We start from the raw sequence: 24766 nt of genomic DNA, 5'->3' as shown, positions 1-24766 counted from the left end.
TCAGAATGATTAAAAATTTGCAGGACATACTAATTTCGCCAACATCGTCAATTAGAGAAGCGCTAGAAATAATTAGTATAGGTGCGCATAGATCTGCACTTGTAATTGACGATAAAAACAATTTACTCGGAATCGTTACTGATGGAGATGTTCGTAGAGGGCTTTTAAAAGGTCTAGCCCTCACTAACCCTGTTGAAACGGTAATGAATAAAAAACCCTTAACCTTGCCTTATCCTGCAGATAAAAAGCAAGCACTAGCTCTGATGGAAGCAAAAAGTATTCTTTCAATACCTGTGTTAAAGGGTGAGGAGCTCGTTGGTCTTGAGACAATTCATGATGCTATGTCAGCAACTACGTATGAAAACCCCGTATTTATAATGGCGGGAGGTTTTGGTACTCGTTTAAGACCACTTACTGATAACTGCCCTAAGCCAATGTTAGAGGTAGGGGATAAACCAATTCTTGAAACAGTTATTTTGCAATTTAAGAAAAACGGGTTTAAGAATTTCTATATTTCAACTCATTTTCTACCTGAAGTTATTATGGACCATTTTGGAGACGGAAGTAAGTTCGGTGTAAATGTAACTTATGTTCATGAAGATTCTCCTCTTGGAACCGGTGGCGCGCTTTCATTATTACCTGAGTCTACCCCCAAGCTACCTTTGATTATGATTAATGGAGATGTTTTAACTAAACTGAACTTTAAGCGGCTATTAAAGTTTCATAACCAAAACGATGCTTGTGCCACTATGTGTGTGCGTGAATATGATTATCAAATTCCTTACGGGGTTATTAATAGTGATGGTATAAAAATAACGTCGATGGTTGAGAAACCAACGCATACTTTTTTTGTTAATACCGGAATTTATGTATTGGAGCCTGAAGTCTTTGCTGATTTAGAGCTTAACCAAATCATAGACTTGCCTACTCTACTGGAACAACAGATAGATAATGATAAGAATGTATTTTTATATCCATTACATGAATATTGGCTTGACATAGGAAGAATGGATGATTTCAAAAAAGCCCAAGTTGATATAGAAACTTTAGGATTAATAGATTAATGCATAAAGAGAATAAATGTATTGCTTTAATACCTGCTAGAGGGGGAAGCAAAAGGCTGCCAAATAAGAATGTTTTAGCCCTCAATGGTTCGCCACTTATTGCTTGGACTATTCGTGCAGCGCTTGCATCCCAATACATATCAAAGGTTTATGTAACAACCGATTGTCAAAAAATAGCTGATGTAGCAATAAAATATGGTGCAGAAGTTCCTTTTATTCGACCAGATTATCTATCTTCAGATACGGCTACTTCTAATGATGTATTATTGCATGCTATTGATAAAGTTGGCCTATCAGAAGGAGATTCGATTATGTTGTTACAGCCAACTTCTCCCTTAAGGTCTACTTTACATATTGATGAGAGTATAGAATTATTTCGAAAGCGCAAAGCCGGAGGTGTTGTATCTGTCTGTCAGTGCGAACATTCTCCATTATGGTCTAATACTTTACCGAGTGATAACTCTATGGGGGACTTTTTACCCCCAAATTTAATCTCTAAACGCAGTCAAGACATACCTAAGTACTTCCGTTTAAATGGAGCTATTTATCTATATGGCGTTAAAGGGGTTAAAGAAAACAATGGAATATATTATGACTCTTCGGTATTTGCCTATGAAATGAAAAGTATCGACTCAGTAGATATAGATGAGTCGATAGATTTTAAATTAGCACAAGTATTATTGAATGAAAAAGTTAGTGGTAATTAATTTTAATTATTACGTTAGCTTTTATTAATAAACTCGTTTACTTGTGATTGTAACAGGGTTAATTGTTTTTTCATTTCACGGTTGTTTAAAGCTTGTTTGTTTAGTTCACTTTTAAGTGATTGGATTGTTAAATTTTGGGTATGCTTTTGCTTCCATAAAGTTGAAAAACTATCCTGTAGACGGTCGGTTCTTATGCGTAAAGAATTTAACAACTTGCTAATTCGTTCATTTTCTCGTTGTTCATTTTTTGTCTGAATTAAATAAATTCTGGTGTATTGTCGGATGAACTCTTCAAGCTCATTTTTATATTCGTTGGGGTTCTGATTTGTTGAATAATTGAAGTTAGAGGTAAGAGGGTCCGTTTCTTTATAAAACTGTCTGATTTCTGAAGATTCACTGTCAGAAAAATAGGCCACTTTTGGGCTGTTTAAATGGTTGCCTGTAATTTGTAATATTTTGCTTAATTTATCGCTTTTCCAATGTTTTGAAAAGGTTCTATTCTCTTCGTTCATAATTATAGAAAATTTGCCAAATGATGGGTTTATCTGAGTTTTGGGAGAGCTCAATTTATCCATTGGTATAGAAAGAATATCCGTTATGAGCTTTTTAATGTCCATATTAATTGAATAATAAATTATATGGTACTTGCGGGGGGTAATGATTTGATTGAATGAATCGTAGTAATTTTTCCAATTTAGAGAGTTACTAGGAAGGTTTCTATAGAATTCTGGAAAAGAAATTTTATTATCTTGCTTTAATAGTTGACAATAGCAGGACCGAATAAAGTCAACTTGTTCTCTAAATACTGTGAGAATTTCAACATCTATGGTGAATGTTAAATTATTTATTGCTCTAGCTAACTTTAAAGCATGTGTTTCTGGGGCAGAATATCCATCAACAAAGTGACCACAGAGTCTTTCATTTGATACTATAAGAATTTTTTGATCTTTATTATCATTTATACTTATTTGTAATAAATTAAAAAAATCATCATCTACAACTAATGAAGTTAATTCTGACAAATAGCCTATTGCAAAATTTTCAGCTAATATTGTTTTATTTATATTTAAAAAATTTTGTATTGAACTACTCGCTGTTTTATGAGTCCCTGTATGGATTAATAATTTCATGATACATACTTTGTTTGAATGATTATATTATTTTATATTAGCATGAACTTTTCTTGTTTAAGAGAAATTTTAAGACAGATAAAACATATGAAAATGAAATACATCCTGAAAAATGATGGTTTAAGTCCAAATACTGTTGAAGATAATTATTGGAAGATCTATAAAACTGTGGCCAAAATCTGTTGACCAATACAAAGTTATGAAAGAGATGTAATGTGATAATTGAAAGAATAAAATTAATATGTATCTCCATTTTGTCTATATCAGATAAAATGCTGCCTAAAAAAAATCGCTTTTGCTTTTTCAAAACCCCCCGAACTTTTTGGGATGCCAATCAGCAAGCTCTTTATCAGTATGTTTTAAATAATACAGGTGAAGTAGTCGTTGTTGTTGATGGTAATAAACTTTCTCCTAAAAGGCCTATACAATCCTTAAAGGTTGTATGGGATCTTATGTTGAGTAAAGTAATTATTTTTGATCATTCTTTGTTACCAGGAATATCTTCCAAACGTCATATAAGAGTAAACTTGTGGCACGGAACACCACTAAAAAAAATAAGGTTTCATTTAACTGAACAAAAGTCGAAAATATATTCCCTAAGACAATCTCCTTATACTGATCTATTAACAGCAAATTCAAACTATGATGCATTGTTGATGTCGTCAGCTATGAATATCCCTCGATTCAATGTGTTAGACACTGGCTTGCCAAGAAATGATTTTTTACTTTGTAATGATAGTGAGCTTTCAAAGTTAGATTTATATGGAGATTTAGATAAGTTAAATGAGTTAAAGCATGGCTTTGATAATGTTATTTTATGGGCTCCAACTTTTCGAGGGACTCCTAAAGATTTAATTGATCCTTTAGAGTTAAGTAAAGAAGAACAGATTAAGTTAGGTGCATTACTAGAAAAGAAAAATTCATGTCTTTGGATAAGATCTCATAAATTTTCTAAATTATCAAAGTTAGGCCTTTTACTAGCGCACCCTAATGTTTTTGATGTTTCAAAGGTTACAAATAGCAATATCATACTTCATTTAACAGATTTACTAATCACAGATTTTTCTAGTATTTGGATTGATTTTTTATTACTAGATAGACCTATTATTATTTATGCGAAAGACTATGATGCTTATATAAAACAGCAAGGTTTTATTCTCGACTATAAAGAGCAAATTCCTGTACCGTTGCTCGATAATTTTGATGTATTAACAAATACGATTGACACTGAACTTAAAAATAGACATTTTATAGGTTACGTCGAGACAAAAAATAAATTTCACCATAGTGATACATCAGCAAATAAAAGTGAATTAGTTTACAAGGCTATAAAAAGCTATAAACGTCTTCCTTTGTTTATTAGTAAATAAGTATTAGATGACAAGTATTAATAAACGACAGCATAACAAAACACGTCTTTTAAGAATGGTAAAGGGCTTCATACCTGCTTTATTAATGTTATTTGTTCCTAAAAAGAAAAAACGAATAATTTTTTCTTCAGATCATAACATCGCTTTTAAGCATAGCTCCAAGTATCTATTTGAGTACTTTCTAAAACACCATCAGGATTTTGAAATTAAGTTTGTGATTAACTCTGATGAGTACAGAAAAAAATTAACAATGGAATATGGTGATTACTTTATTCGGTCTAATACGCTTTCTGGTCATTTCTATGTGTTAATGGCAAAGACTTGGGTGGTGTCTTCTTTCGAAACGCCAGTTGGTGGCGTTCTGTTGAATATAGGAAGGAAGGTACACCATTTAAGCCACGGCTCTCCTCTTAAAAATATTGGCTTAATGGAAAATAGCTGTGGCAAACTAAAAAAGACTTATTATTGGTTAATACGCAAAAATTTTTCGTACTTCTATTCTTGCGCGGATATTTTTACCCCAATATGGGTAAAATGCCTGGGAGTAAATGTTGAAGATGTAGTGATACAGCCATTGGCAAGAAACGAGTTAATACTTCAACCCCAAAAAGAGCTTTTTAAAAGTATAACGACTAAAATGCCGCACGGAAGGCACGTCTTATATGCGCCTACATGGCGACCTTTTTCTGACACTAAACTATTTAACTTCGATGATTTTTCTGTTGCTCGGCTAACCGAATGTTTAGAGAATAACCAAATCAATATACATTTAAGATTACACCCTAATTTTTCAGATAAAATCCCCCCAGAGTTGTTAGTGTCACCGAGGATTCGAATACTAGGAAATAATGACGTTCATGATATAAATTCTATTCTAGGCGAGTTTGATGCTGTAATCACAGATTATTCAAGTATTTATATTGATTTTATTCTGACTTTAAAACCTGTAATGTTTCTTCCTTATGACTATTCGGCCTATAATGAAAATGTAGGTTTTGCTATTGATTTTCAAAAGTATACTCCAGGGCCAAAACCTGCATCATATGATAAATTTGAAAATGAACTGACAGCATTGCTAGAAGATAGGGGATACTACTTATCTGAAAGAAAAAGAGTCAATGATGAGTTAAATACGATAAAGCTAGAGCCCTCTAAATCAAATGCTGATTTTATTATAAGTAAAATAATATAAAGATTAATTAGACTATGACAAAAAAAATAATTACTTACGGAACATTTGATATGTTTCATATTGGTCATTTAAATTTATTAAAGCGGATATACGAATTTGGCGATGAATTAATTGTTGGTGTATCAACTGATGAATTTAACGCGACTAAAGGGAAGAAGTCATTGATACCTTTTGAGCAGAGAGCGCAAATAGTTGAAGCGATTCAGTATGTGAGTAAAGTCATACCTGAACAGTCTTGGGAGCAAAAAAAGCACGATATAATTGATTTAAATATAGATATATTTGTAATCGGTGATGACTGGAAGGGTAAATTTGATCATTTAGAAGATATTTGTAGAGTAATCTACCTTCCAAGAACAGAAGGTGTATCAACAAGCTTATTAAAGAGCTCATTAAATTCGATACGAAATATCTCAAAGCAAGATTTGATTAATGCGTTTGATATATTAGATAGATTAAGAAAGGATTTAGAATAACAATGAATTATGATGTATTTAATGGCGACGCAGATGGGATCTTAGCGTTACTTCAATTAAGACTGGCAGAGCCAAAAGAAACGAAACTAGTAACAGGAGTAAAGAGAGATATTTCTTTACTTGAACGCGTAAATGATGACGCGACTAATGTTGTAGTTTTAGATGTTTCTATGGATAAAAATCAAAGGCCATTAGAGCAACTCTTAGCTAATAATACATCAGTGTTTTACGTTGACCATCACCGTGCTAGTAACATACCAACTTATACTAATTTGCACACTATCATAAATACGTCTCCTGATGTTTGTACAAGTTTACTTATTAACGATTATCTAAAAGGCAAACATCATTTGTGGGCCATTGCAGCAGCTTTTGGGGATAACCTTAAAGCAGTTGCTCGACGACATAGCCACTTAAATGGTTTATCTGACCAATTGACTAATAATCTAGAAGCACTTGGCACCTATGTTAACTATAACGGATACGGGCGTGATATAAACGATTTACATTATCATCCAGCTGACTTATATGAAAAACTTAAAAACTATGAAACGCCGGAGAATTTATTTGCAGAAAAGTCATCTTTATTTTTTGACTTAGAAACAGCCTATCAGCAAGACATGACTAAAGCTGATAGTGCTGATGTATTATTTGATAACGATGTTTGTAAGGTTATTGCGCTTGAAGACGCTGCATGGTCAAGACGTGTAAGTGGTGTATACGGTAATGAACTTGCTAACCAATCTCCTAATAAAGCCCATGGTGTTCTAACTAAGAATTTAGATGGTAGCTATACAGTAAGTGTCAGAGCTCCTTTAAATAATAAACAAGGTGCTGACGAAATTTGTGTGCAATTTCCAACTGGAGGTGGTCGAGCTGCCGCCGCTGGTATCAACGCATTACCAGAAGAACAAGTAGAAACCTTCATCAGTACTCTGCTAAACTATTACGATTAAACATTAATAACAAAGAAAAATGGAATTGCCTTATGTCTGTAAAAAAAAATAAATCCCACGAACGCCTAGTTAAGAAAGCTGTAATACCTGTAGCCGGTCTTGGTACTCGCATGTTGCCTGCGACAAAAGCTATTCCAAAAGAAATGCTGCCAATTGTAGATAAACCTTTAATTCAATACATCGTTAAAGAATGTATCGCTGCAGGAATAAACGAAATTATTTTGGTTACTCATTCATCGAAAAACTCTATAGAAAATCACTTTGATAAATCATTTGAGTTAGAAACAACATTAGAAACCCGAGTTAAACGTCAATTGCTTGATGAAATACAAGCAATTACACCAAAGGATGTGACTATTATGCATGTTCGTCAAGGTGAAGCTAAAGGCTTAGGACATGCAGTCTTAAAAGCAAAACCTATAGTAGGAGATGAGCCTTTTATTGTCGTTCTTCCTGACGTAATTATGGATGACGCTAGTGCTGATTTGAAATCTGAGAATTTGGCGGCAATGATAAAACGATTTGAGCAGTCTCAAATAAGCCAAATTATGGTTGAGCCAGTTCCTATGGAAAAAGTAAGTAGTTATGGAGTTGTAGATTGTGGCGGTGCGAAATTAAATGCCGGAGAATCAATGCCTATGACCGAGGTAGTTGAAAAACCACCTATTGAAGAAGCACCTTCTAATTTGGCTGTTGTTGGTCGCTATGTGTTATCAAATAAAATATGGGACTTGCTAGAACATACTCGTCCAGGTGCTGGCGATGAGATTCAATTAACTGATGCCATTGCTGATTTGATGAATAGCGAAACAGTAGAAGCATTTCATATGACCGGTAAGTCACATGATTGTGGATCTAAAATGGGGTATATGAAAGCTAATGTTGAATTTGCTTTGCGTCACCCTGAAATAGGTGAACGCTTTACTGCTTACTTGGCAAGCTTAAAAAGTTAATATCAAAACTTTTGGATAAAGAAAATGAGTTTATTAATTACTGGTGGTACTGGATATATCGGCAGTCATACTGTTGTTGAATTATTAGAGCAAGGCGATGACGTGGTGATCGTTGATAACCTGGTTAACTCTTCAACAAAATCATTAGATAGAGTAGAACAAATTACAGGTAAAAAATCAGTTTTTATCGAGGCTGATATCTGTGATAAAGGTGCTATGCGACGTGTTTTTAACGACCATAATATAAGCTCTGTTATTCACTTTGCTGGGTTAAAAGCCGTTGGTGAATCGACGCAAATACCTCTGCATTATTATCACAATAATGTGTCAGGGACTGTTGCATTGCTTGAAGTGATGACTGAATTTAATGTAAAAAACATTGTGTTTAGTTCATCCGCTACGGTTTATGGTGAAAATAACGTATCGCCACTAGTGGAGACTATGCCTACTTCAGCAACCAATCCATATGGTCAATCAAAATTGATGGTCGAACATGTGTTGTTTGATTTAGCCAAAAGTGATCCAGAATGGTCGATCATTTCTCTTCGTTATTTCAATCCTATTGGTGCTCATAAATCAGGCCTTATTGGAGAAAATCCAAATGGTATTCCGAATAACCTTTTGCCTTTTGTGTCTCAGGTTGCTGTTGGACGATTAAAGGAACTGCAGGTTTTTGGCGATGATTATGATACAGTCGATGGAACAGGTGTACGTGATTATATTCACGTTGTCGATTTAGCAAAAGCACATTTAAAAGCTGTCATTGCACTTGATAAATTACCTGGTTGTACTGCGATTAATATTGGCACTGGAAATGGTACTTCTGTCTTACAGATAGTAAATAAATTTAAAGAGATCAGTGGCGCTGATATTCCTTACAAAATAAGCCCTCGTCGTCCAGGTGATATAGCGACCGTTTTTGCGCAAGCTAATATCGCCTATGATGTATTAGGCTGGCAGGCTGAGCGAGGTTTAGATGACATGATTGCCGATACATGGCGCTGGCAGTCAGAAAACCCGAATGGTTTTGACTAATAAATGATTTCTAGGTCATTAAAAAGCCATATCAATAAAAGACGAGAAATTTATTTCTCGTTTTTTTTGTTATTTTTAATAAAAATTAAATTTTTGACTATAATTTTCAGTGAAACAAAAACAACAATTTTGGAGATTATATGTGCGGGATAGTTGGTGCTGTGGCTCAGCGCGATGTAGTAGATATTTTAATTGAAGGTTTAAAGAGACTTGAATACCGAGGATACGATTCTGCCGGTGTTGCAGTTGTTGATAGCCAAAATAAACTTCATCGAGTTAGACGATTAGGGAAAGTTCAAGAATTATCCGATGCAGTTCAAAATGAACCTTGCCCTGGCGGTACCGGAATAGCCCACACCCGATGGGCTACACATGGAGCACCTAGTGAAGCTAATGCTCACCCGCATTTATCATCCGATAATATTGTCGTTGTTCATAATGGTATCATTGAAAATCATGAAGAACTAAGAGGAAAACTGAAAACGCTAGGCTATGTGTTCACCTCCCAAACCGATACTGAAGTCATCGCTCATCTCGTTCATCACGAATTTAAATCCTGCGACACTTTGTTGTCGGCTGTTCAACTTGCTACTAAACAATTAGATGGTGCTTATGGCACTGTGATAATGGATGCAAACGATAAAGATAAATTTATCGTAGCCCGTTCAGGCAGCCCTTTAGTGATAGGTTATGGACTAGGAGAACATTTCATTGCTTCAGATATATTGGCATTATTGCCGGTTACCAGACGCTTTGCTTATCTTGAAGAAGGGGATGTAGCGGAGATTACTCGACAGTCAGTTTCAATTTTTGATGAAAATGGTAATGCCGTAGAACGAGAAATTAAAGAATCCGATGCTACTCATGATGCAGGCGATAAGGGTGAATATCGACACTATATGCTTAAAGAAATTTATGAGCAGCCAATTGCAATTCGTAACTCTCTTGCAGGGCGTATTATCGATGACAGTATTGATAGCGATGTGTTCGGAAATAACGCCGAGGAAATCTTTAAATCGATAGAACATGTTCAAATTATTGCTTGTGGTACGAGTTACCATTCAGGCATGGTTGCGCGCTATTGGCTTGAAGAATTTGCCGGAATTTCCTGTAATATTGAAATAGCTAGTGAGTATCGATATAGAAAAATATTCGTGCCAAAGAATGGATTGATAGTAACCATCTCTCAATCAGGCGAAACCGCAGATACTTTGGCTGCATTGAGAAAAGCAAAAGACCTAGGTTTTAAAGCATCTCTTACGATTTGTAATGTGCCAGGTTCGTCTTTAGTTAGAGAATCTGATTTATGTTTTATGACCAAAGCTGGCGCAGAGATTGGCGTTGCATCAACGAAAGCATTTACTACACAGCTTGTGGGTTTAATGATGCTGACCATTGCTTTAGGAAAATTCAATGATGTTAATCAAGAAAAACTAAAAGAACATACACAAGCTTTATTAACGTTACCAAATAAGATTGACGAAGTACTGGCAATCGCGCCACGTATAGAAGCATTAGCGGAAGATTTTTCTGATAAAAATCATTCTTTATTTTTAGGACGCGGTCGCCAATACCCAATCGCAATGGAAGGCGCTTTAAAACTTAAAGAAATTTCTTACATTCATGCGGAAGCCTACGCTGCCGGCGAATTAAAGCACGGGCCATTAGCTTTGATTGATGACGATATGCCAGTAATTGTCGTTGCCCCTAATAATGAACTTATTGAAAAGTTAAAATCTAATGTTGAAGAAGTCAGAGCTCGTGGCGGTTTAATGTTTGTGTTTGCAGACGTTGATTCAAACTTTGTCAGTGATGAAACTATGAAAGTGATTGATATCCCACATTGTGAAATAGGTATAGCACCAATGATTTATACGATACCATTGCAGTTGCTATCCTATTACGTGGCGATTATTAAAGGGACGGATGTTGACCAACCTAGAAACCTTGCGAAGTCAGTAACTGTAGAATAATTACAAATTATAGTATCCAAAATGACCTAATTTAATATAATTGGAAATTAGCGAAGCGGAGTTATTTTTCAATTATATTTACTCTCCACCAATTATCTAATAAATGAACAGAATAGCAAAAATAAAAAGGATTTACCTTGGTTCAAGCATCATCACCTCAAACCATAGCTATCTCAGCACTTGAACAGCAAGCTAGCATTTTTAAATCAAACGCTATTACCGACCTGTTTAATGAAAACTCAAAGCGATTCGAACAATTCTCGATAAATGCATCGTCTTGGTTTTTGGATTATTCAAAACAAAACATTAATGAAGAAGCTCTTAATTCGCTTATAGCTTGGGCAAATGAAAGCGATTTGTCTACTGCTATTAATGCGATGTTTAGTGGTGAAAAAATCAACCATACTGAAAATAGGGCAGTGCTGCATACTATTTTGCGAGCCAAAAAAGACCAGCAGGCCATGGTTTTAAGTCCTGAGGAGTGCGCTGAAATCGAACTTGCTAATAGCAAGATGCAAGAGCTTTGTTCTAGTTTACATACAGGCGATTATCTAGGGGCAACTGGTAAGCCAATCTCTGATGTTATTGCTGTTGGTATCGGTGGCTCATATTATGGCGGTAAAGTTGCTCAGGAGGCGCTTAAGCCGTATCAGCAAGATAAAGTAAAAGTCCATTACCTTGCCAACATCGACGGCAGCGCTATTGCTGAAAAGCTCGCACCGTTAAATCCTGAAACTACTGTGATCCTAATTATATCGAAAACGTTTACCACTCAAGAAACTTTGCTCAATGCCACAAGTTGTCGAAGTTGGTTGCAAACACGTTTACCTGATTATGATTTATCTGATCATTTTATTGCTGTCAGTTCAAATGTAGAGAAAGCAGTAGAGTTTGGTGTCAGTAGTGAAAATGTTCTGCCAATGTGGGATTGGGTAGGAGGTCGATTTTCATTATGGTCGGCGGTTGGATTACCATTAGCGATTTCTATTGGTTATGGAAATTTTGAGCAGCTACGCGCTGGCGCGAGAAGTATGGATAAACACTTTCAAAACGCTGATTTTCGTCATAACATGCCAGTATTGATGGCCTTACTTGGAATTTGGAACATAAACTTTCTCGGTTATAACTCATTAACCACCTTACCTTATGATCATTCACTTCGAGCTTTACCTGGTTATCTGCAACAACTCGATATGGAAAGTAATGGCAAGCAAGTAAATCACGATGGCGAAATAGTCACGATGAAAACTGCGCCTATCGTATTTGGTCAAGAGGGAACTAATGGTCAGCATGCGTTTATGCAATTAATGCATCAAAGCAATGAAGTTGTGCCAGCCGATTTTATAGTATCGCTTAATTCTAACAGTGATTATCACTATCATCACACCATGCTTGTCGCCAATTGTTTTGCACAAAGTGAAGCATTAATGAAAGGCAAGTCTCTTGAGGATGCAAGAGCAGAGCTTAAATCGAAAGGGTTATCGGATGAAGATGTCGAAAGGCTTGCGCCACACAAAGTAATGCCAGGTGACTCACCGAGCAATACATTAGTTGTGGATAACCTAACACCTAAAGCATTAGGAGCACTGCTGGCACTTTATGAACATAAAATTTTCGTTCAAGGGATAATGTGGCAATTAAACTCATTTGATCAATGGGGTGTTGAGTTAGGAAAAGAGCTAGGGCAATCTATATTGGCGGTGATGGGCGGCGAAAGTAACGACAACTTGTCTGCCTCAACCCAAGGATTAATCGACAAGTTTTTGGCCAAAAAAAGTTAAATTAGCAAAGTTAAATTGGCAAAGTTAAATTGGCAAAGTTAAATTGGCAAAGTTAAATTGGCAAAGTTAAATTGGCAACGCTAATTCTTGTGTATTAGACCTAGATAAATGCTAGGTCTAAATTTGATGTTTTCACGGCGGCAGGTTTTACAACTTCAGGTTTGTCAAAAAAATATCCTTGAAAAAATTCAAACCCTAAATTTATTGCCTGTTCAAATTCTTCAATACTTTCAATTTTTTCTGCGAGTAATCGAATATGAGGATACTCAGTAAGATGTTCAATCAGCTCAACGATTTCACTTAAATCCGTTTGCCTAAAATCCACTTTGATAATATCGATATACGGAAAGAAATTATGCCAAAGTTGATGATGAATGAAATCATCCAAAGCAATTTGATAACCTTTACTATGCAAGTTCTTGCAAATATCGAATAGTTCAGAAGTTGGCTCTTCAGTTTCTAAAATCTCTACAATAATATGCTCTTTCGGCAACTGCAGGGGGTAACCTTTTTTTAATGTCGCCAAAGTAAAATTCACAAAAGCAGGCTTTTGTTTGGTAAAAGATTTACTGACTTTTGATTCTAGTGTCGACTCAATCAGTTTGATTGTCGCAGTATCGGCATCAATGTTGGGAAAAGTATTGACTAAACTATCACGAAAAAATAACTCATATGCACATATGTTATTGTCTTTGTCGACGATAGATTGCCGTGCAGCAAAGCCATGCAGCTCATTAAGTTTGGTTTTATGAATATCATTTTCTAGGTTATTGTTCTCTAGATTGTTATTCATTGTAAGGCTGTCTATTAACAACGATTCAATTGATTGCATTTAATAAAATACCTATCAGCGTTTAAATGAAAAAATGGTAAGAAATCGAATTAAAGATGCTTAATTCCAAACGCTTATGAATGGCTAGAATAGCATATTTTTACTGATAAAATAATGGAAAAATGTATAGACCCTCTGGGAATCTTGCTGAGCATCGACCTTTCTGAAAGTAAAATATATTAATCTAATTAAAACAAATCGTTAATAGAAAATAACAAGTAAATATATAGCTATCTTGCATCAAATAGATTTATCATATAGCAATCTTAAATTTTAATTTCTTAAGTATTTAAACCTAAAATTTCACTGCATTTATGCTTATTTTAGATATCTAGAAAGGCATAGGCGCAGCGAAATTTAACCGTAGTATATACTTACAGCAATACCGACAAATATTTGGAGTCTAATTTGGCTATTGGCACTATTTTTTCTTTAGCAGTTTATTTTATCGCGATGATCGCTATTGGCTTATACGCCTATAAAAAATCGACAGATGATGTTTCTGGTTATATGCTAGGAGGGCGTAGTTTGAGTCCCTCAGTTACAGCTTTATCGGCAGGCGCATCTGATATGAGTGGTTGGATCTTGATGGGTGTACCAGGAGCAATGTACATATCGGGATTAAGCAGTACTTGGATCGCGATTGGCCTGATCATTGGTGCCTATGCAAACTATCGTATCGTCGCTCCACGTTTGCGAACTTATACTGAAGTGGCCAATGACTCTATAACCTTGCCAGATTTTTTTGAAAACCGTTTCAATGATAATAAGCGTTTACTACGTATTGTATCTTCAATCGTTATCATCATCTTTTTTACTTTATATACATCATCGGGCATCGTTGCTGGTGGCAAGTTGTTCGAAAGTTCTTTTGGTTTAAATTATGAAATCGGCTTGTATGTTACTGCTGGCGTAGTTGTTTGTTACACCATGTTTGGCGGATTTTTAGCGGTGAGTTTAACCGACTTTGTCCAAGGTTGTATTATGTTTATCGCCTTAATACTGGTCCCTGTTGTGGTGATCTTTAATGTTGGTGGTTTGGCTGAAGCACAGCAAAGTATTGACATTATTAACCCTGATTTATTCAATATGTTCAGTGGTGTCAGCATAGTTGCAATAGTTTCAGCAATGGCATGGGGGTTAGGTTATTTTGGCCAGCCTCATATCATCGTACGTTTTATGGCTATTCGCTCTGTAGAAGATTTACCAACGGCACGCCGTATCGGCATGAGTTGGATGATAGTGTCTCTATTGGGGGCTGTAGCCACGGGTTTTGTTGGTATTGCTTACATTGCTAAAACCGGTATGGAATTGGCAGATCCAGAAACAATATTCATTCTTTTATCACAAGTTTTATTCCACCCAATAATTGCTGGTTTCTTACTTGCAGCAATACTTGCGGCAATTATGAGTACCATTTCATCACAATTACTAGTTACCTCAAGTTCATTGACCGGTGACATCTATCGAACGTTTTTAAACAAAGACGCGAGCGAAAAACAATTGGTTTCTGTTGGTCGAATTTCAGTATTGATTGTGGCATTAGTTGCTGTGTTTTTAGCCTACGATAGAGAAAGCTCTATTCTTAGTTTAGTCGGTAATGCATGGGCTGGTTTCGGAGCGGCATTTGGACCACTTGTTATCTTCAGCTTGTATTGGAAACGAATGAATAAACAAGGGGCATTAGCAGGCATGCTAGTCGGTGCATTGACTGTATTGTTCTGGATATATGCGCCGATTACTATTAATGGTCAAAGCTTAAGTGCATGGATCTATGAAATTGTTCCTGGCTTTATTTTCTCTGCGATTGCTATTATCGTGGTAAGTAGAATGACAGAGCAACCAGAGCCAGAAATACAAGAGATGTTCAAACAAGTAGAGTCTGTTCACTCGTAAAGAAAATAAAATTATTAGGTCGGGGCAACTCGGCCCTGAACAATTGATATTGCATAAGTAGGGTCAGATCATACTTTTATTATTTTTTTATAATAAAGTGTGATCTGACCCTCGTTTTTTCTTCTTGTTGTTTGAGACAGGTGACTACCGAAACTACACCACCCATGGTGTTTCGTCATACAATGTAAAGGGATATACAAGTGTCGTGGGTGCAGGATGGACAGCAACGACCCTGTCCTGTAAGGCGTCGAAAATTGAACGTCCATGTATTTTCGAAATACCTTACGTCCTGTAAGGCAAAAAAAAGGTTCATCGCGCCTTACCGGGAAATGCAGCTTTTATCTTTAAGAAAAAGTATTCTGAATCTCGATATCCATAGGCCATCCTTTTTATTAGTTTGATTTTATTATTCATACCTTCAAGTGTGCAGGTGTTTAGTCGATATTTAGCAGATGAAACAATGCCATGAATGTATGGCTTTAGTTTGCGAGCAAAGTCTAACAGTGGTTTGAGCTTGCTATCCTGAACTTGCTGCCACCATAATTCCCATAGGCTTTGTGACTGTTCAATTGATTCGCAATACCATAGCTCTTTGAGTTGTTCACCAAGAATGTACGTTGTCATCAGGTCTTTGTTCATAGCTAATAAGGTATCTAGATGGTTTTCTTGTCCAGCCGTTAGATTCTCTCTGTTTTTAAGTAATACCCAGCGAGAGCGTTTTACCCATTTTCTCGCTTTCTTGTCATGCTTGAGCTTATTGGCTTGGTCAATACGAACCCTGTCGATGACTTCTCGGCCATACTTCGCCACAACATGAAATAGGTCATAGACTATCGTAGCGTTGGGACAGTGCTGTTGAACCTCCAAATCAAAGGCTGTATTCATATCCATCGCGACTGCTTCAATGTTTTTGCAATGCTCGCCAAGCATTTCAAAAAAGGGCCTAATTTGTTTGCGGCTACGCCCTTCACCAATCCACAACACTTGATATGTGTCAGCGTCCACAATAACGGTTGCGTAGCGATGACCTTTGAAAACTGCGAACTCATCCATGACCAGCTTCGTGATGGATGACCAGTCAGGCCCCTTAACCTCTCTAGCTAATCGTCGTTTATCGATTTCTTTTATCGTATGCCAATGTAGGCCTGTGTGCTGAGAGATATGCTTGATTGGTAATACTCTAAGCAAGCCTTCTACATAATTTCTTAGTCTGGCGGTCATCCGAGAATGAGGCTCTAGCCATTGAATTGCTTCAGTGATAACGCCACATTGAGGACAATTTATGAGACGAGTAAGTACGTTAAGTCTCACTCGATGATTAAGAAAGCTGGCATCATTAATCGTTCGCCAGGTTGAATCATGAACGGAATTACATTTAAGCCCGCAATGACAACGTCCGTCCGAGCTTGGTTCAAGGGTAAAAGTGACAAGTGAATCAGTTTTTTGAGTTTGGGTTACATTAAACCCTTCCCAGAATTGAGATAAGAAAGTAAAATCGGTCATAGAAACGGTGTTTGTTATTAGTTTTGGTTTGGCGATTAAAACTTTACAACTTACACCGTTTTTTTTTTCAACTATTTTTTATTTCCCGCTAATATGCGATGAACCAAAAAAAAGCCCGCTTGCGCGGGCATAAAGGTGTATGACTGGAATCATACTTAGTGTGAATTTTCATGAGCTATTAATTTCTGCTGAATTAGATACTCCACTCAATATTACTATCAAGCTGTTGCTGCCATACGTCTAAGGATTCACGTTTGTCACCCATGATGATGACATCGCCTTGCTCATATTGACGTGTAACGCCTTTTATATCGGCATCGCTAAACTGTTCAGTAAACTGTAAGTGTTCAGATTTTGGTACGATGAAAACTGTCACATTGTCATACTTGCCTTCAAATACCATGTGAATGCTATTCATACTATCGAAGAAACAACCGTCAACTGATATCAGCTTGCCTAGCTTCTTAGCGAATGAAACATTCAAATCAGACATTTCTTCATTAACACTTGCTAATGAATAATTAGCATTACCAACGTTTGAGAACTTACCTTCTTCGTGATGATAGTGTGCAAGCGAGTAATCGCTTACGTTTGAGTAGGCAGGGCTAAACAACATCATATTGCTGGCGATACCTACCATCAATGCTACCGAGGCTGCTAATGCAAACTGAATGCGTGTTTTCTTTTTCTTAACTTGATGTGCACGCAGACTTTGTCCTAAAATTAATTTATCGGCTAGACCTTCTGGTACTTCAACATTCATCGCATTGTGAATATCGCTATCTAGAGATAGTAGATCTTTATGCAATTGTTGGCGCTGCTTATCGCTTGCTACGCTTTCTTGCATATCATCATCAAGGTTGTTCGGATCAGCAAACAATCGCTTTCTAAATTCTAAATCATCCATTAGCTAGCCCCTTGTTAATTCGCTCTTCTCTAGTCAATGCATCGCGTAGTTGATTGCGTGCTCTAAATAATCTTGTCATTACTGTATTCTTATTTAACCCTAATAAACTGGCGATCTCTTCACCGCTAAAGCCGGCAACAACTTGCAATATCAGCGGTTCACGATAGTCGACGTCCAATTTAGAAATCTTTTCTCTTAACCATTGGTTTTCTATTTCTTGCTCTGTTGTTGACGAAATATTGTCGATAATAGTCGGCTCGTCATATTCACTCATATCAAATTGTTTACGTTCAAAACGACGAGCGTTTTCGCGGCGCAAAATTGTGATCAACCAAGACTTTGCAGCCTTTTCATCTTTCAATGAATCAAGTGCTTTCCACGCTCTAAGAAATGTTTCTTGAACTAAATCTTCGGCAATATGTTTGTCGTGCACCAACCAAAATGCATATCGGTATAAGTCACCGTGCAAGGCTTTAACTAGTGCTTCATAACGCGTTTGTTTGCTAGCCATAATGTCTCTTTCAGTGTGTTACTAAATATCTGTCGAAATAAATATCTGAGCACTGAGTAGCCAATGCACCGAAGATGATAAAATTTAGTCGCTAGATCAGTTGCTACCCTTCGGGAGCTTATATAAAGCTAGATAGCTTCAGAAAATTTTAAAAAGATATGAATAACTATCTATTCAAAATTTTTTTCGCTCTCTATCTGTATATAAACTCTCAATTGCCCACATTTTTATATCGACAGATATAAAGACCTTAGAGGTGTCATTTTTATTTCGAAATATTTTCATTTTTTTCAAATTAATCTGTTCACAGAAAAATGCCCGTATAATTCTTACTAATAAATTATACGGGCATTCTGTTATTTTAGATTATAGTTCAAACTTAGTCGCTATGGATTTAAGGCTATTTCCACTTGCTGCTGTTGAACCACTCTTGTTTGCATACGTGAAATTATCTTCAGCATATCGTCACCATGCCACTGATTTTTCTCGTTTGCGTAATAGCTTTTTTGAAGTTTGGCTAATGCAGAATTAAATTCAGCATCATTAAATTTAGTTCGTAGTTGATCTAAATTAGCAAAGTGTTCACTGTCGAATAAATCATTGGCCCATTTAGGCAGTAGGGCAATAACTTGCTCACCATCATTTTGTTTACAGGCAGCCATTAATTTTAAGTAACTTTGTTTATCTTCGCTTACAAAGCTGTCTTTAGATAAATGAATTCGACCTTTTAATTTGGCTACATAAAACCAGCTTGCAGATGTTAGTAACCATAATGTCAAAAACAGCCATTGTAATGTCGTATTATATTCAGTCACGATAACAGGTTCACTTGGTAATTGCTGGCTAACAATCGGAGTTTGCGCAGCGATACCTGTGATAGTGATGGTTTTGGCAGGAATTACCGCTTGTTCTAGGCGGTCAAACTTTGTATTCCACCACGGAATAATCACTTCAGGTAATGTATAAGTGCCTGGCTTAATCGGTACAATGGCAAAGTCTTGATTCTTTTGGCCAAACAGTGTCCCGTTTCTAATGGTAGAAGCATCTTCGGCTTGATCAGGATAAATCTTAAGACCATCAGGGGCATTAAAGTCTAATTCTGGCAATTGCTCAGCAGTTAGTCCAGCAGCCGTAATTATGATTTTTCTGGTGATAGGTTCACCAAGTTCAAACTCTTCGCCTTCTGGCATTTGCTCGTTAACAGTAAGTAATTCACTCGGCAACCATTCTCCAGTAAATCCTTCTGGAATAGGCTTTACGTTAATTGCTATTTCTTTACCGCGAACGGTAATAGGCTTACCTTGTTCCATGCTTGAAAACAAAGAGCGACGTCCACTACTTTGGCTCACTTCGCCGTTAAAGTGCGGAGAATGCAAGGTGAACTTACCGCTTGTTTCCGGTTTTACTTTATAGTTTCGCTCTATAACACGCACGCGTTTGCCATTGATCACTTCAATGCTTTCTTCATCTTGACCAATTTTTTGAATATCAGCGCCGGTCATTTTTGGATCAGATAAATTAGCGCGACGTAATTCGGCCAAAATAAACAATTTAACTTTCAAGGTGAATTGTTGTTGAACATAGACCTCATCGGCAGAAACTTCTGCATCTAAGCTAATAAGCTGGGTTTGTTGTTTTGCCCGACTATCGTTTTCCGCCAATATTTGCATTGCTATCGGCTGACTTTTCACGCCTTGAATTGTCAATGCCGGAATAATCAGTTGTTCAACGCGCTTAGGAATAAGCACAGTGGTCCACTTAGTTATTCTTGTGGTGTTAAAGTTAACCATACTGGTTTGGCTACTGACTTGGGTGTTACCAACAATAAAGTCTTTTTCTAAGCTGCTTAAGTCCAACGCATCAGCTGACACTGAATCGTCGGCTACTACAGTCAATACTAGTGATTGATTGATAACCGCTGGGTTTCTGTCGACCGTAGCCGTTACTGTTTCTAATGCACTTGCGTAGAAACTTGCTAATATACAAAAAATTAAAAAGCTCAGTTGCATGCTTTTTACCATTTTTCTTTTACTCCAATACTGCTGCGATTACGACGGCGATTTCGTTGCTCTAATAGCATTTTATTTTTTAATAATAAGTGAGGGTCATCGGTTACTTGGCGAAGTAATTGCTGATACTTTTGCTCTTCTTCTGCCTGTGCCGCTTTTTCTTCTTCCGTCATGCCTAATTGTTGTTGCTGAGCACTTTGCTCATCGGTTTGCTGAGAGTTGTCTTGCTGAGCACCAGCGTCTTGCTGCTGCTCGGAATCGTCCTGTTCAGCATTTTGTTGTTCATTGTCTCTACTTTGTTGTTCAGACTCTTGCTCGTCAGGATTCTGATCAGCTTCTGAATTTTCTTGGCTTTCACTATTTTCATCTTGCTGATTGGAATCACTTTGCTGATCAGAGTTCTGTTGATCTTGCTGATCACCTTGCTGCTCCGATTGGTCTTGATCACCTTGTTGCTGTTCTTGTTGATCATCTTGCTGGTCTTGTTCGTCCTGCTGCTGATCGTTTTGTTCCTGATCCTGTTGCTCTTGTTGCTGCTGTTGTTCAAGCAACTGTTCGACAATCGCTTTATTGGCTAGCGCATCGTTGTGCTGAGGTTGTTGTTCTAACACTTGCTCATAAGCGTTAATGGCTTGTTCAAATTGCTGAAGCTTTGCTAATGTATTCGCCTTATTATAGGTCGCGTCAACGCCAACGTTTTGCTCACTTAGTTCAAGTTTTTGATATGCCTCAAGTGCCGCTTCATAATCACCGGATTTATACAAGCTACTTGCCTGCCAAGTCGGATTTTTAAATTGTTCTGCAGCTTGTTGGTAATTGCCGTCATTAAATTTTTGCTGAGCTTGTTGATCTTGGGTTTTAAATAAATCATCAATAATGTTTGCTTGAGCATTTGGTACCTGCATCGAAAATGCCAAAATGCCGGCGAGCAATACTGGAGTAAATAAAACACCTCTACGGAAATAAGTTAGTAAAAACGGCAGGGCAAGTAACAATAGATATGGGCCAGCTTCGTGCCAACTATCGCCCATATTCTCTTCCATACTTTGCTTTTCTGCAGCCTTTGCTTGCGGTAACTGACTTAAATTGACTAAGTCGCTATCATCGGCACTGATAAGACTAAAAATGCCTGAAGAAGTTCTGCTAATACCCGCAAGTCGACCAGAAACAAGTTTAGGAATAACGATGTTGCCGCCTCTGTCCTTCATCAATTCACCGTTTGATAAGGTAATAGGTGCGCCATCGGCAGTACCAACCGCTAAAATGTTGATACGATGATTATGTTCACTAGCAAAGTTATTGATATCGCTAATTTCATCTTGGCTAATACCATCGGTTATCCAATAGATATCGCCCTCAATATGACCTGCATTATTCAGCATTTGATTCGCTAGTATCAGAGCAGGATATGGATTAGAGCCTAACTCTGGCATGATCATTGGCGATAAAGACGGTAGCAATAACTTTATATTATTGATGTCTGATGTTAATGGACTGATAGTAAACGCATCACCCGCATAAGCGACAAGACCCACTTCACCTTCGTCAATGCGTTCGACCAGATCCATCGCCTTGTATCGCGCCATGGTTAAACGATCGGGCTTTATATCTGTTGCTAACATTGATAACGACATATCCATCACCAACACTGAACCTCGTTCAACATCAAATACCGGCTGCGGAATTTTTTGCCATGTCGGCCCCGCTAGAGCAACGATCATTAGCAAGCCAATTAATGCGGCGGGTATCAATGACACCGGCTTTTTATCTTCATCACTGCTTAATAATAATGTTGATAAATGTTTTGGGATCACTTGATGCCAAGCACTGCTTGATATTCTTAACTTACGTAGCTGCCACAATGCCCAAACTAGGCCAATAATTGCCACTAACCAAAGCGGGCGAATAAAATGAAAATCATCCATTATTGGCTCCTTTGACATTAAGCTTTGACGCTGAACGTGAAGTACTCGAAGCTTTGCCTTTTAGCGAGGCAGGTTGCTTACTACTTGAGCCGATAAAGCTGCTGGCTATTTGCATGTATATCATTTGTCCGAAAATCAATATTAAAACTAAAGCTAAAGGATAATAAAATAGCGCAGATAAAGGGCGCATTTGTTGCTGGTCTTGCTCAACGGGTTCCAATTGATCCAACATTTGGTAGATACGCGTCATGGTCACGCCATCTTTCGCTCTAAAGTAATTACCACCTGTTTGTTTGGCAATTTTACTTAATGTTTGTTCATCAAGATCTCGAGATGGGTTTACTTTACGATTACCAAATAACGACCGTTCCATCATCACTTCAGCGCCAATACCTATGGTATAAATGGTGACGTCTTTGGCGACGGCTAATTCTAACGCCTGATCAGGGGTAATTCTACCGGATGTATTTTGACCGTCAGTTAATAGCACTAATACTCGGTTTGAGTCTTCTTTGCTGACAAAGCGTTTAACCGCCAGTGCCATCGCATCACCAATAGCCGTTTTTTGGCCGACTAAGCCAATCACCGACTCATCGAGCATTTGTTGCACTGTATTTCTATCGTATGTCATTGGCGTTTGCATGTAAGCATCGTCACCAAATAATATCAGGCCTAATCTGTCGCCTTGACGACGCTCAATAAAATCACCCAATAATTCCTTCAACATGGTCAGTCGATCAACCTGTTTGCCATTTAATAACATGTCTTCCATTTGCATAGAGCCAGATAAATCGACCGCAATCATCATTTCTCGACCTTCTGTCGGAATTGATATTGGTTCGCCTAGCCACTGTGGTCGACAAACGGCGACAACTAACAATACCCAAACAAGGGCAGCAAACCACACTGGAAGCTTTTGCTCACTGGCAACAAGTGCTTTGCCGGAGACACCGGGTAGTAATACCGGTACTTTTAACGCTGCTGAACCTGAGGTTTTCTTCGGCGAAAAGTAATAAACCATTATCGGTAATGGAAGTAATAGAAATAGCCATGGCCATGCGAAACTAAACATTTTCACCTGCCTTAGATTCTTTTGGCCAGAACATTGCGTTTTCTACCCACAACTGCGCAGCCTGCTGAAACTCACCAGCGTATAGCTGATGTGTCGACTTACGATATTGCTGCAACATCGCATTTTCACTTAAACTGTGGAATTGTGATTGAAACTCTTCAGGCAATTTTTTGGCTAAATAATCAATAAGGTGATGGCCATGCAACTTTGCCACTTCATTACGTTTGAAGTAGTGCATGCAAGTCCACTTGAGTATTTCTATAGATTGCTCCGTTGTTAATTGCTCATTAGCACTTAAATGTTTTAATGCTTGTTTTTTAATTAACAGCTGACGCGTTTTTTTTCTAATTTTGATCGTCACAAATACGATCGTGCCGATCAATATCGCAGCTAATAACCACCAACCGGGCGCAATTGGCCAACTATGGACTTCTGCAGGCAAGTGGATATCTTGTAAATTCGCTAACGGATCCAAGATTCAACTCCCGATTTTAATTGCTGCTCGATGCTGCTACCTGATGAAAAGTTAATATAGCGAGCACCAGCCTTTTGATACATTTGTTGTTTAAATTGATTCATGATTTGCGCTTTTTGTTGGTAGCGCTCTGCTGTTTTTTTATCACCAAGAGTCAGTTGTTGCTTCATTGTACCGTCGGTTATCGCCACCGATGTTTTATGACGGCTTTCAGGCAATTCCACTTCAAGTGGGTCCCAAACCTGACAAATAACTAATTCACAATGACTTGATAATTGCGTTAACGGTAATAATGCTTCTTCGGTAAAATGATTACCATCGGTAATTAAATAAACTAAAGAGCCAGGGCGCACTAATTGGCGCAATCGATTACAGTTCTCGATAAAGTAACTACCGTCACTTTGCTGGTTTTGTTGCCAGTCAGCTAAACCTTGGGTGTGCAATTCTTCCAATGCATGTAAGTAATGTAATACGCCATGTAAACGTGAGCGCGGTTTAAGTTCTTGGTGTTCAATTTCATTAAACACTAAACCACCAATACGATCGCCACGCTTCTTTGCATGCCAGGCAACAAGAGAAGCAATGTGACAGGCTTGTACCGACTTAAACAACAACTTAGAGCCGAAGAACATTGATTGGCCTAAATCAGTGGCAATCAGCACTGGGCGTTCAACTTCTTCTTTAAATAACTTAGTATGAGTTGTTCCGGTACGAGCGGTAACGCGCCAATCTATGGCTCGGATATCATCGCCAGTTTGATAGTGACGAACTTCATCAAACTCCATACCACGACCTTTACTTCTAGCCAGATAGTTTCCAGAAAGATGGCCTTGAACTGCTTTTTTAGGTGCTAAATTTAGTAGCGACGCTTTGCTTTGATAATGCAAAAGCTCATCAATAGACAGATTAATGCCATCGCTATGGAGCAACTGTAATTGTTGAAGTACACCTTCGTTAGTATCAACGTTAAGGTGTTTATTCCACCACATACTCATTTAA

Annotated in this window: 21 protein-coding genes; 11 read left to right on the top strand and 10 right to left on the bottom strand. The window is 37.5% G+C overall.

Annotated features, from left to right (window positions below; all coding sequences use genetic code 11):
• The first annotated feature begins 5 nt into the window (after positions 1–5).
• Both LT090_RS11485 and LT090_RS11480 read left to right on the top strand, forming a co-directional pair.
• The gene (locus LT090_RS11485) at positions 6–1064 is read left to right on the top strand and encodes a nucleotidyltransferase family protein (protein WP_068547299.1); all 1059 of its coding nucleotides are present in this window, start codon (positions 6–8) and stop codon (positions 1062–1064) included.
• Positions 1064–1771, top strand: a complete 708-nt coding sequence (locus LT090_RS11480) for an acylneuraminate cytidylyltransferase family protein (RefSeq protein WP_068547297.1) — start codon at positions 1064–1066, stop codon at positions 1769–1771. The genes LT090_RS11485 and LT090_RS11480 overlap by 1 nt, the downstream gene beginning before the upstream one ends.
• 14 nt (positions 1772–1785) lie before the next feature.
• Here LT090_RS11480 and LT090_RS11475 read toward each other — a convergent pair whose 3' ends face one another.
• Positions 1786–2901, bottom strand: coding sequence for a hypothetical protein (locus LT090_RS11475; protein ID WP_068547295.1), 1116 nt, complete (start codon positions 2899–2901; stop codon positions 1786–1788).
• Positions 2902–3116: 215 nt separating this feature from the next.
• On the opposite strand from LT090_RS11475, the gene LT090_RS11470 reads away from it, so the two are divergent.
• The 8 genes from LT090_RS11470 (at position 3117) to pgi (ending at position 12637) form a co-directional block, all read left to right on the top strand.
• Positions 3117–4271 (top strand): CDP-glycerol glycerophosphotransferase family protein, encoded by a 1155-nt coding sequence (locus tag LT090_RS11470; protein WP_157726652.1) that lies wholly within the window; start codon positions 3117–3119, stop codon positions 4269–4271.
• A 7-nt stretch (positions 4272–4278) separates the two neighbouring features.
• The gene (locus LT090_RS11465) at positions 4279–5463 is read left to right on the top strand and encodes a CDP-glycerol glycerophosphotransferase family protein (protein ID WP_068547292.1); all 1185 of its coding nucleotides are present in this window, start codon (positions 4279–4281) and stop codon (positions 5461–5463) included.
• A gap of 14 nt (positions 5464–5477) precedes the next feature.
• Positions 5478–5939, top strand: a complete 462-nt coding sequence (tagD, locus tag LT090_RS11460) for a glycerol-3-phosphate cytidylyltransferase (RefSeq protein WP_068547290.1) — start codon at positions 5478–5480, stop codon at positions 5937–5939.
• A gap of 2 nt (positions 5940–5941) precedes the next feature.
• Positions 5942–6895 (top strand): acetyltransferase, encoded by a 954-nt coding sequence (locus LT090_RS11455; protein WP_068547288.1) that lies wholly within the window; start codon positions 5942–5944, stop codon positions 6893–6895.
• A 32-nt stretch (positions 6896–6927) separates the two neighbouring features.
• Positions 6928–7848, top strand: coding sequence for a UTP--glucose-1-phosphate uridylyltransferase GalU (gene galU, locus LT090_RS11450; RefSeq protein ID WP_068547286.1), 921 nt, complete (start codon positions 6928–6930; stop codon positions 7846–7848).
• A 24-nt stretch (positions 7849–7872) separates the two neighbouring features.
• On the top strand, positions 7873–8883 hold the full coding sequence (galE, locus tag LT090_RS11445; RefSeq protein ID WP_068547285.1) for a UDP-glucose 4-epimerase GalE: 1011 nt from the start codon (positions 7873–7875) through the stop codon (positions 8881–8883).
• Between the two features lie 140 nt (positions 8884–9023).
• Complete coding sequence (glmS, locus tag LT090_RS11440) at positions 9024–10856, top strand: glutamine--fructose-6-phosphate transaminase (isomerizing) (RefSeq protein WP_068547283.1); 1833 nt, start codon at positions 9024–9026, stop codon at positions 10854–10856.
• Between the two features lie 137 nt (positions 10857–10993).
• A complete protein-coding gene (gene pgi, locus LT090_RS11435) occupies positions 10994–12637 on the top strand; it encodes a glucose-6-phosphate isomerase (protein WP_068547281.1) in 1644 nt (547 codons plus the stop codon).
• Between the two features lie 100 nt (positions 12638–12737).
• Here pgi and LT090_RS11430 read toward each other — a convergent pair whose 3' ends face one another.
• Positions 12738–13469 carry an EAL and HDOD domain-containing protein gene (locus tag LT090_RS11430; RefSeq protein ID WP_068547279.1) on the bottom strand — a complete coding sequence of 244 codons (732 nt, stop codon included), beginning with the start codon at positions 13467–13469 and terminating at the stop codon, positions 12738–12740.
• Positions 13470–13877: 408 nt separating this feature from the next.
• Between LT090_RS11430 and putP the strand changes: the two genes are divergently transcribed.
• A complete protein-coding gene (gene putP, locus LT090_RS11425) occupies positions 13878–15365 on the top strand; it encodes a sodium/proline symporter PutP (protein ID WP_082897238.1) in 1488 nt (495 codons plus the stop codon).
• 309 nt (positions 15366–15674) lie between these two features.
• On the opposite strand, the gene LT090_RS11420 is transcribed toward putP, so the two are convergent.
• The 8 genes from LT090_RS11420 to LT090_RS11385 form a co-directional block, all read right to left on the bottom strand.
• Positions 15675–16868: an ISL3 family transposase gene (locus tag LT090_RS11420; RefSeq protein ID WP_083318485.1), complete on the bottom strand. Its 1194-nt coding sequence runs from the start codon at positions 16866–16868 to the stop codon at positions 15675–15677.
• Between the two features lie 193 nt (positions 16869–17061).
• Positions 17062–17775, bottom strand: a complete 714-nt coding sequence (locus LT090_RS11415; RefSeq protein WP_068547877.1) for a DUF3379 family protein — start codon at positions 17773–17775, stop codon at positions 17062–17064.
• Positions 17768–18286: a sigma-70 family RNA polymerase sigma factor gene (locus LT090_RS11410; protein ID WP_068547878.1), complete on the bottom strand. Its 519-nt coding sequence runs from the start codon at positions 18284–18286 to the stop codon at positions 17768–17770. Before LT090_RS11410 ends, LT090_RS11415 begins: the two co-directional genes overlap by 8 nt.
• A 386-nt stretch (positions 18287–18672) precedes the next feature.
• Entirely contained in the window at positions 18673–20307 is a 1635-nt protein-coding gene (locus LT090_RS11405) for a BatD family protein (protein ID WP_068547879.1), read from the bottom strand.
• Positions 20301–22220 (bottom strand): vWA domain-containing protein, encoded by a 1920-nt coding sequence (locus LT090_RS11400; RefSeq protein ID WP_162272307.1) that lies wholly within the window; start codon positions 22218–22220, stop codon positions 20301–20303. Before LT090_RS11400 ends, LT090_RS11405 begins: the two co-directional genes overlap by 7 nt.
• Positions 22213–23292, bottom strand: a complete 1080-nt coding sequence (locus tag LT090_RS11395; RefSeq protein WP_068547881.1) for a vWA domain-containing protein — start codon at positions 23290–23292, stop codon at positions 22213–22215. Before LT090_RS11395 ends, LT090_RS11400 begins: the two co-directional genes overlap by 8 nt.
• Entirely contained in the window at positions 23285–23767 is a 483-nt protein-coding gene (locus tag LT090_RS11390; protein WP_068547882.1) for a DUF4381 domain-containing protein, read from the bottom strand. The genes LT090_RS11395 and LT090_RS11390 overlap by 8 nt, the downstream gene beginning before the upstream one ends.
• The gene (locus tag LT090_RS11385; RefSeq protein WP_193408702.1) at positions 23755–24762 is read right to left on the bottom strand and encodes a DUF58 domain-containing protein; all 1008 of its coding nucleotides are present in this window, start codon (positions 24760–24762) and stop codon (positions 23755–23757) included. Before LT090_RS11385 ends, LT090_RS11390 begins: the two co-directional genes overlap by 13 nt.
• Between the last annotated feature and the right edge of the window lie 4 nt (positions 24763–24766).

Origin of the sequence: Thalassotalea crassostreae, assembly GCF_001831495.1 — a bacterium.
Classification (GTDB): Bacteria; Pseudomonadota; Gammaproteobacteria; order Enterobacterales; family Alteromonadaceae; genus Thalassotalea_A; species Thalassotalea_A crassostreae.
Note: the sequence above shows the minus strand (reverse complement) of the source record. Positions and strands in the feature narration are given on the sequence as shown.

Coding starts and splice junctions, on each gene's coding strand:
- LT090_RS11485 (WP_068547299.1), top strand. CDS start 6: ATGATTAAAAATTTGCAGGACATACTAATTTCGCCAACATCGTCAATT.
- LT090_RS11480 (WP_068547297.1), top strand. CDS start 1,064: ATGCATAAAGAGAATAAATGTATTGCTTTAATACCTGCTAGAGGGGGA.
- LT090_RS11475 (WP_068547295.1), bottom strand. CDS start 2,901: ATGAAATTATTAATCCATACAGGGACTCATAAAACAGCGAGTAGTTCA.
- LT090_RS11465 (WP_068547292.1), top strand. CDS start 4,279: ATGACAAGTATTAATAAACGACAGCATAACAAAACACGTCTTTTAAGA.
- tagD (WP_068547290.1), top strand. CDS start 5,478: ATGACAAAAAAAATAATTACTTACGGAACATTTGATATGTTTCATATT.
- LT090_RS11455 (WP_068547288.1), top strand. CDS start 5,942: ATGAATTATGATGTATTTAATGGCGACGCAGATGGGATCTTAGCGTTA.
- galU (WP_068547286.1), top strand. CDS start 6,928: ATGTCTGTAAAAAAAAATAAATCCCACGAACGCCTAGTTAAGAAAGCT.
- galE (WP_068547285.1), top strand. CDS start 7,873: ATGAGTTTATTAATTACTGGTGGTACTGGATATATCGGCAGTCATACT.
- glmS (WP_068547283.1), top strand. CDS start 9,024: ATGTGCGGGATAGTTGGTGCTGTGGCTCAGCGCGATGTAGTAGATATT.
- LT090_RS11430 (WP_068547279.1), bottom strand. CDS start 13,469: ATGCAATCAATTGAATCGTTGTTAATAGACAGCCTTACAATGAATAAC.
- LT090_RS11420 (WP_083318485.1), bottom strand. CDS start 16,868: ATGACCGATTTTACTTTCTTATCTCAATTCTGGGAAGGGTTTAATGTA.
- LT090_RS11415 (WP_068547877.1), bottom strand. CDS start 17,775: ATGGATGATTTAGAATTTAGAAAGCGATTGTTTGCTGATCCGAACAAC.
- LT090_RS11410 (WP_068547878.1), bottom strand. CDS start 18,286: ATGGCTAGCAAACAAACGCGTTATGAAGCACTAGTTAAAGCCTTGCAC.
- LT090_RS11405 (WP_068547879.1), bottom strand. CDS start 20,307: ATGGTAAAAAGCATGCAACTGAGCTTTTTAATTTTTTGTATATTAGCA.
- LT090_RS11400 (WP_162272307.1), bottom strand. CDS start 22,220: ATGGATGATTTTCATTTTATTCGCCCGCTTTGGTTAGTGGCAATTATT.
- LT090_RS11395 (WP_068547881.1), bottom strand. CDS start 23,292: ATGTTTAGTTTCGCATGGCCATGGCTATTTCTATTACTTCCATTACCG.
- LT090_RS11385 (WP_193408702.1), bottom strand. CDS start 24,762: ATGAGTATGTGGTGGAATAAACACCTTAACGTTGATACTAACGAAGGT.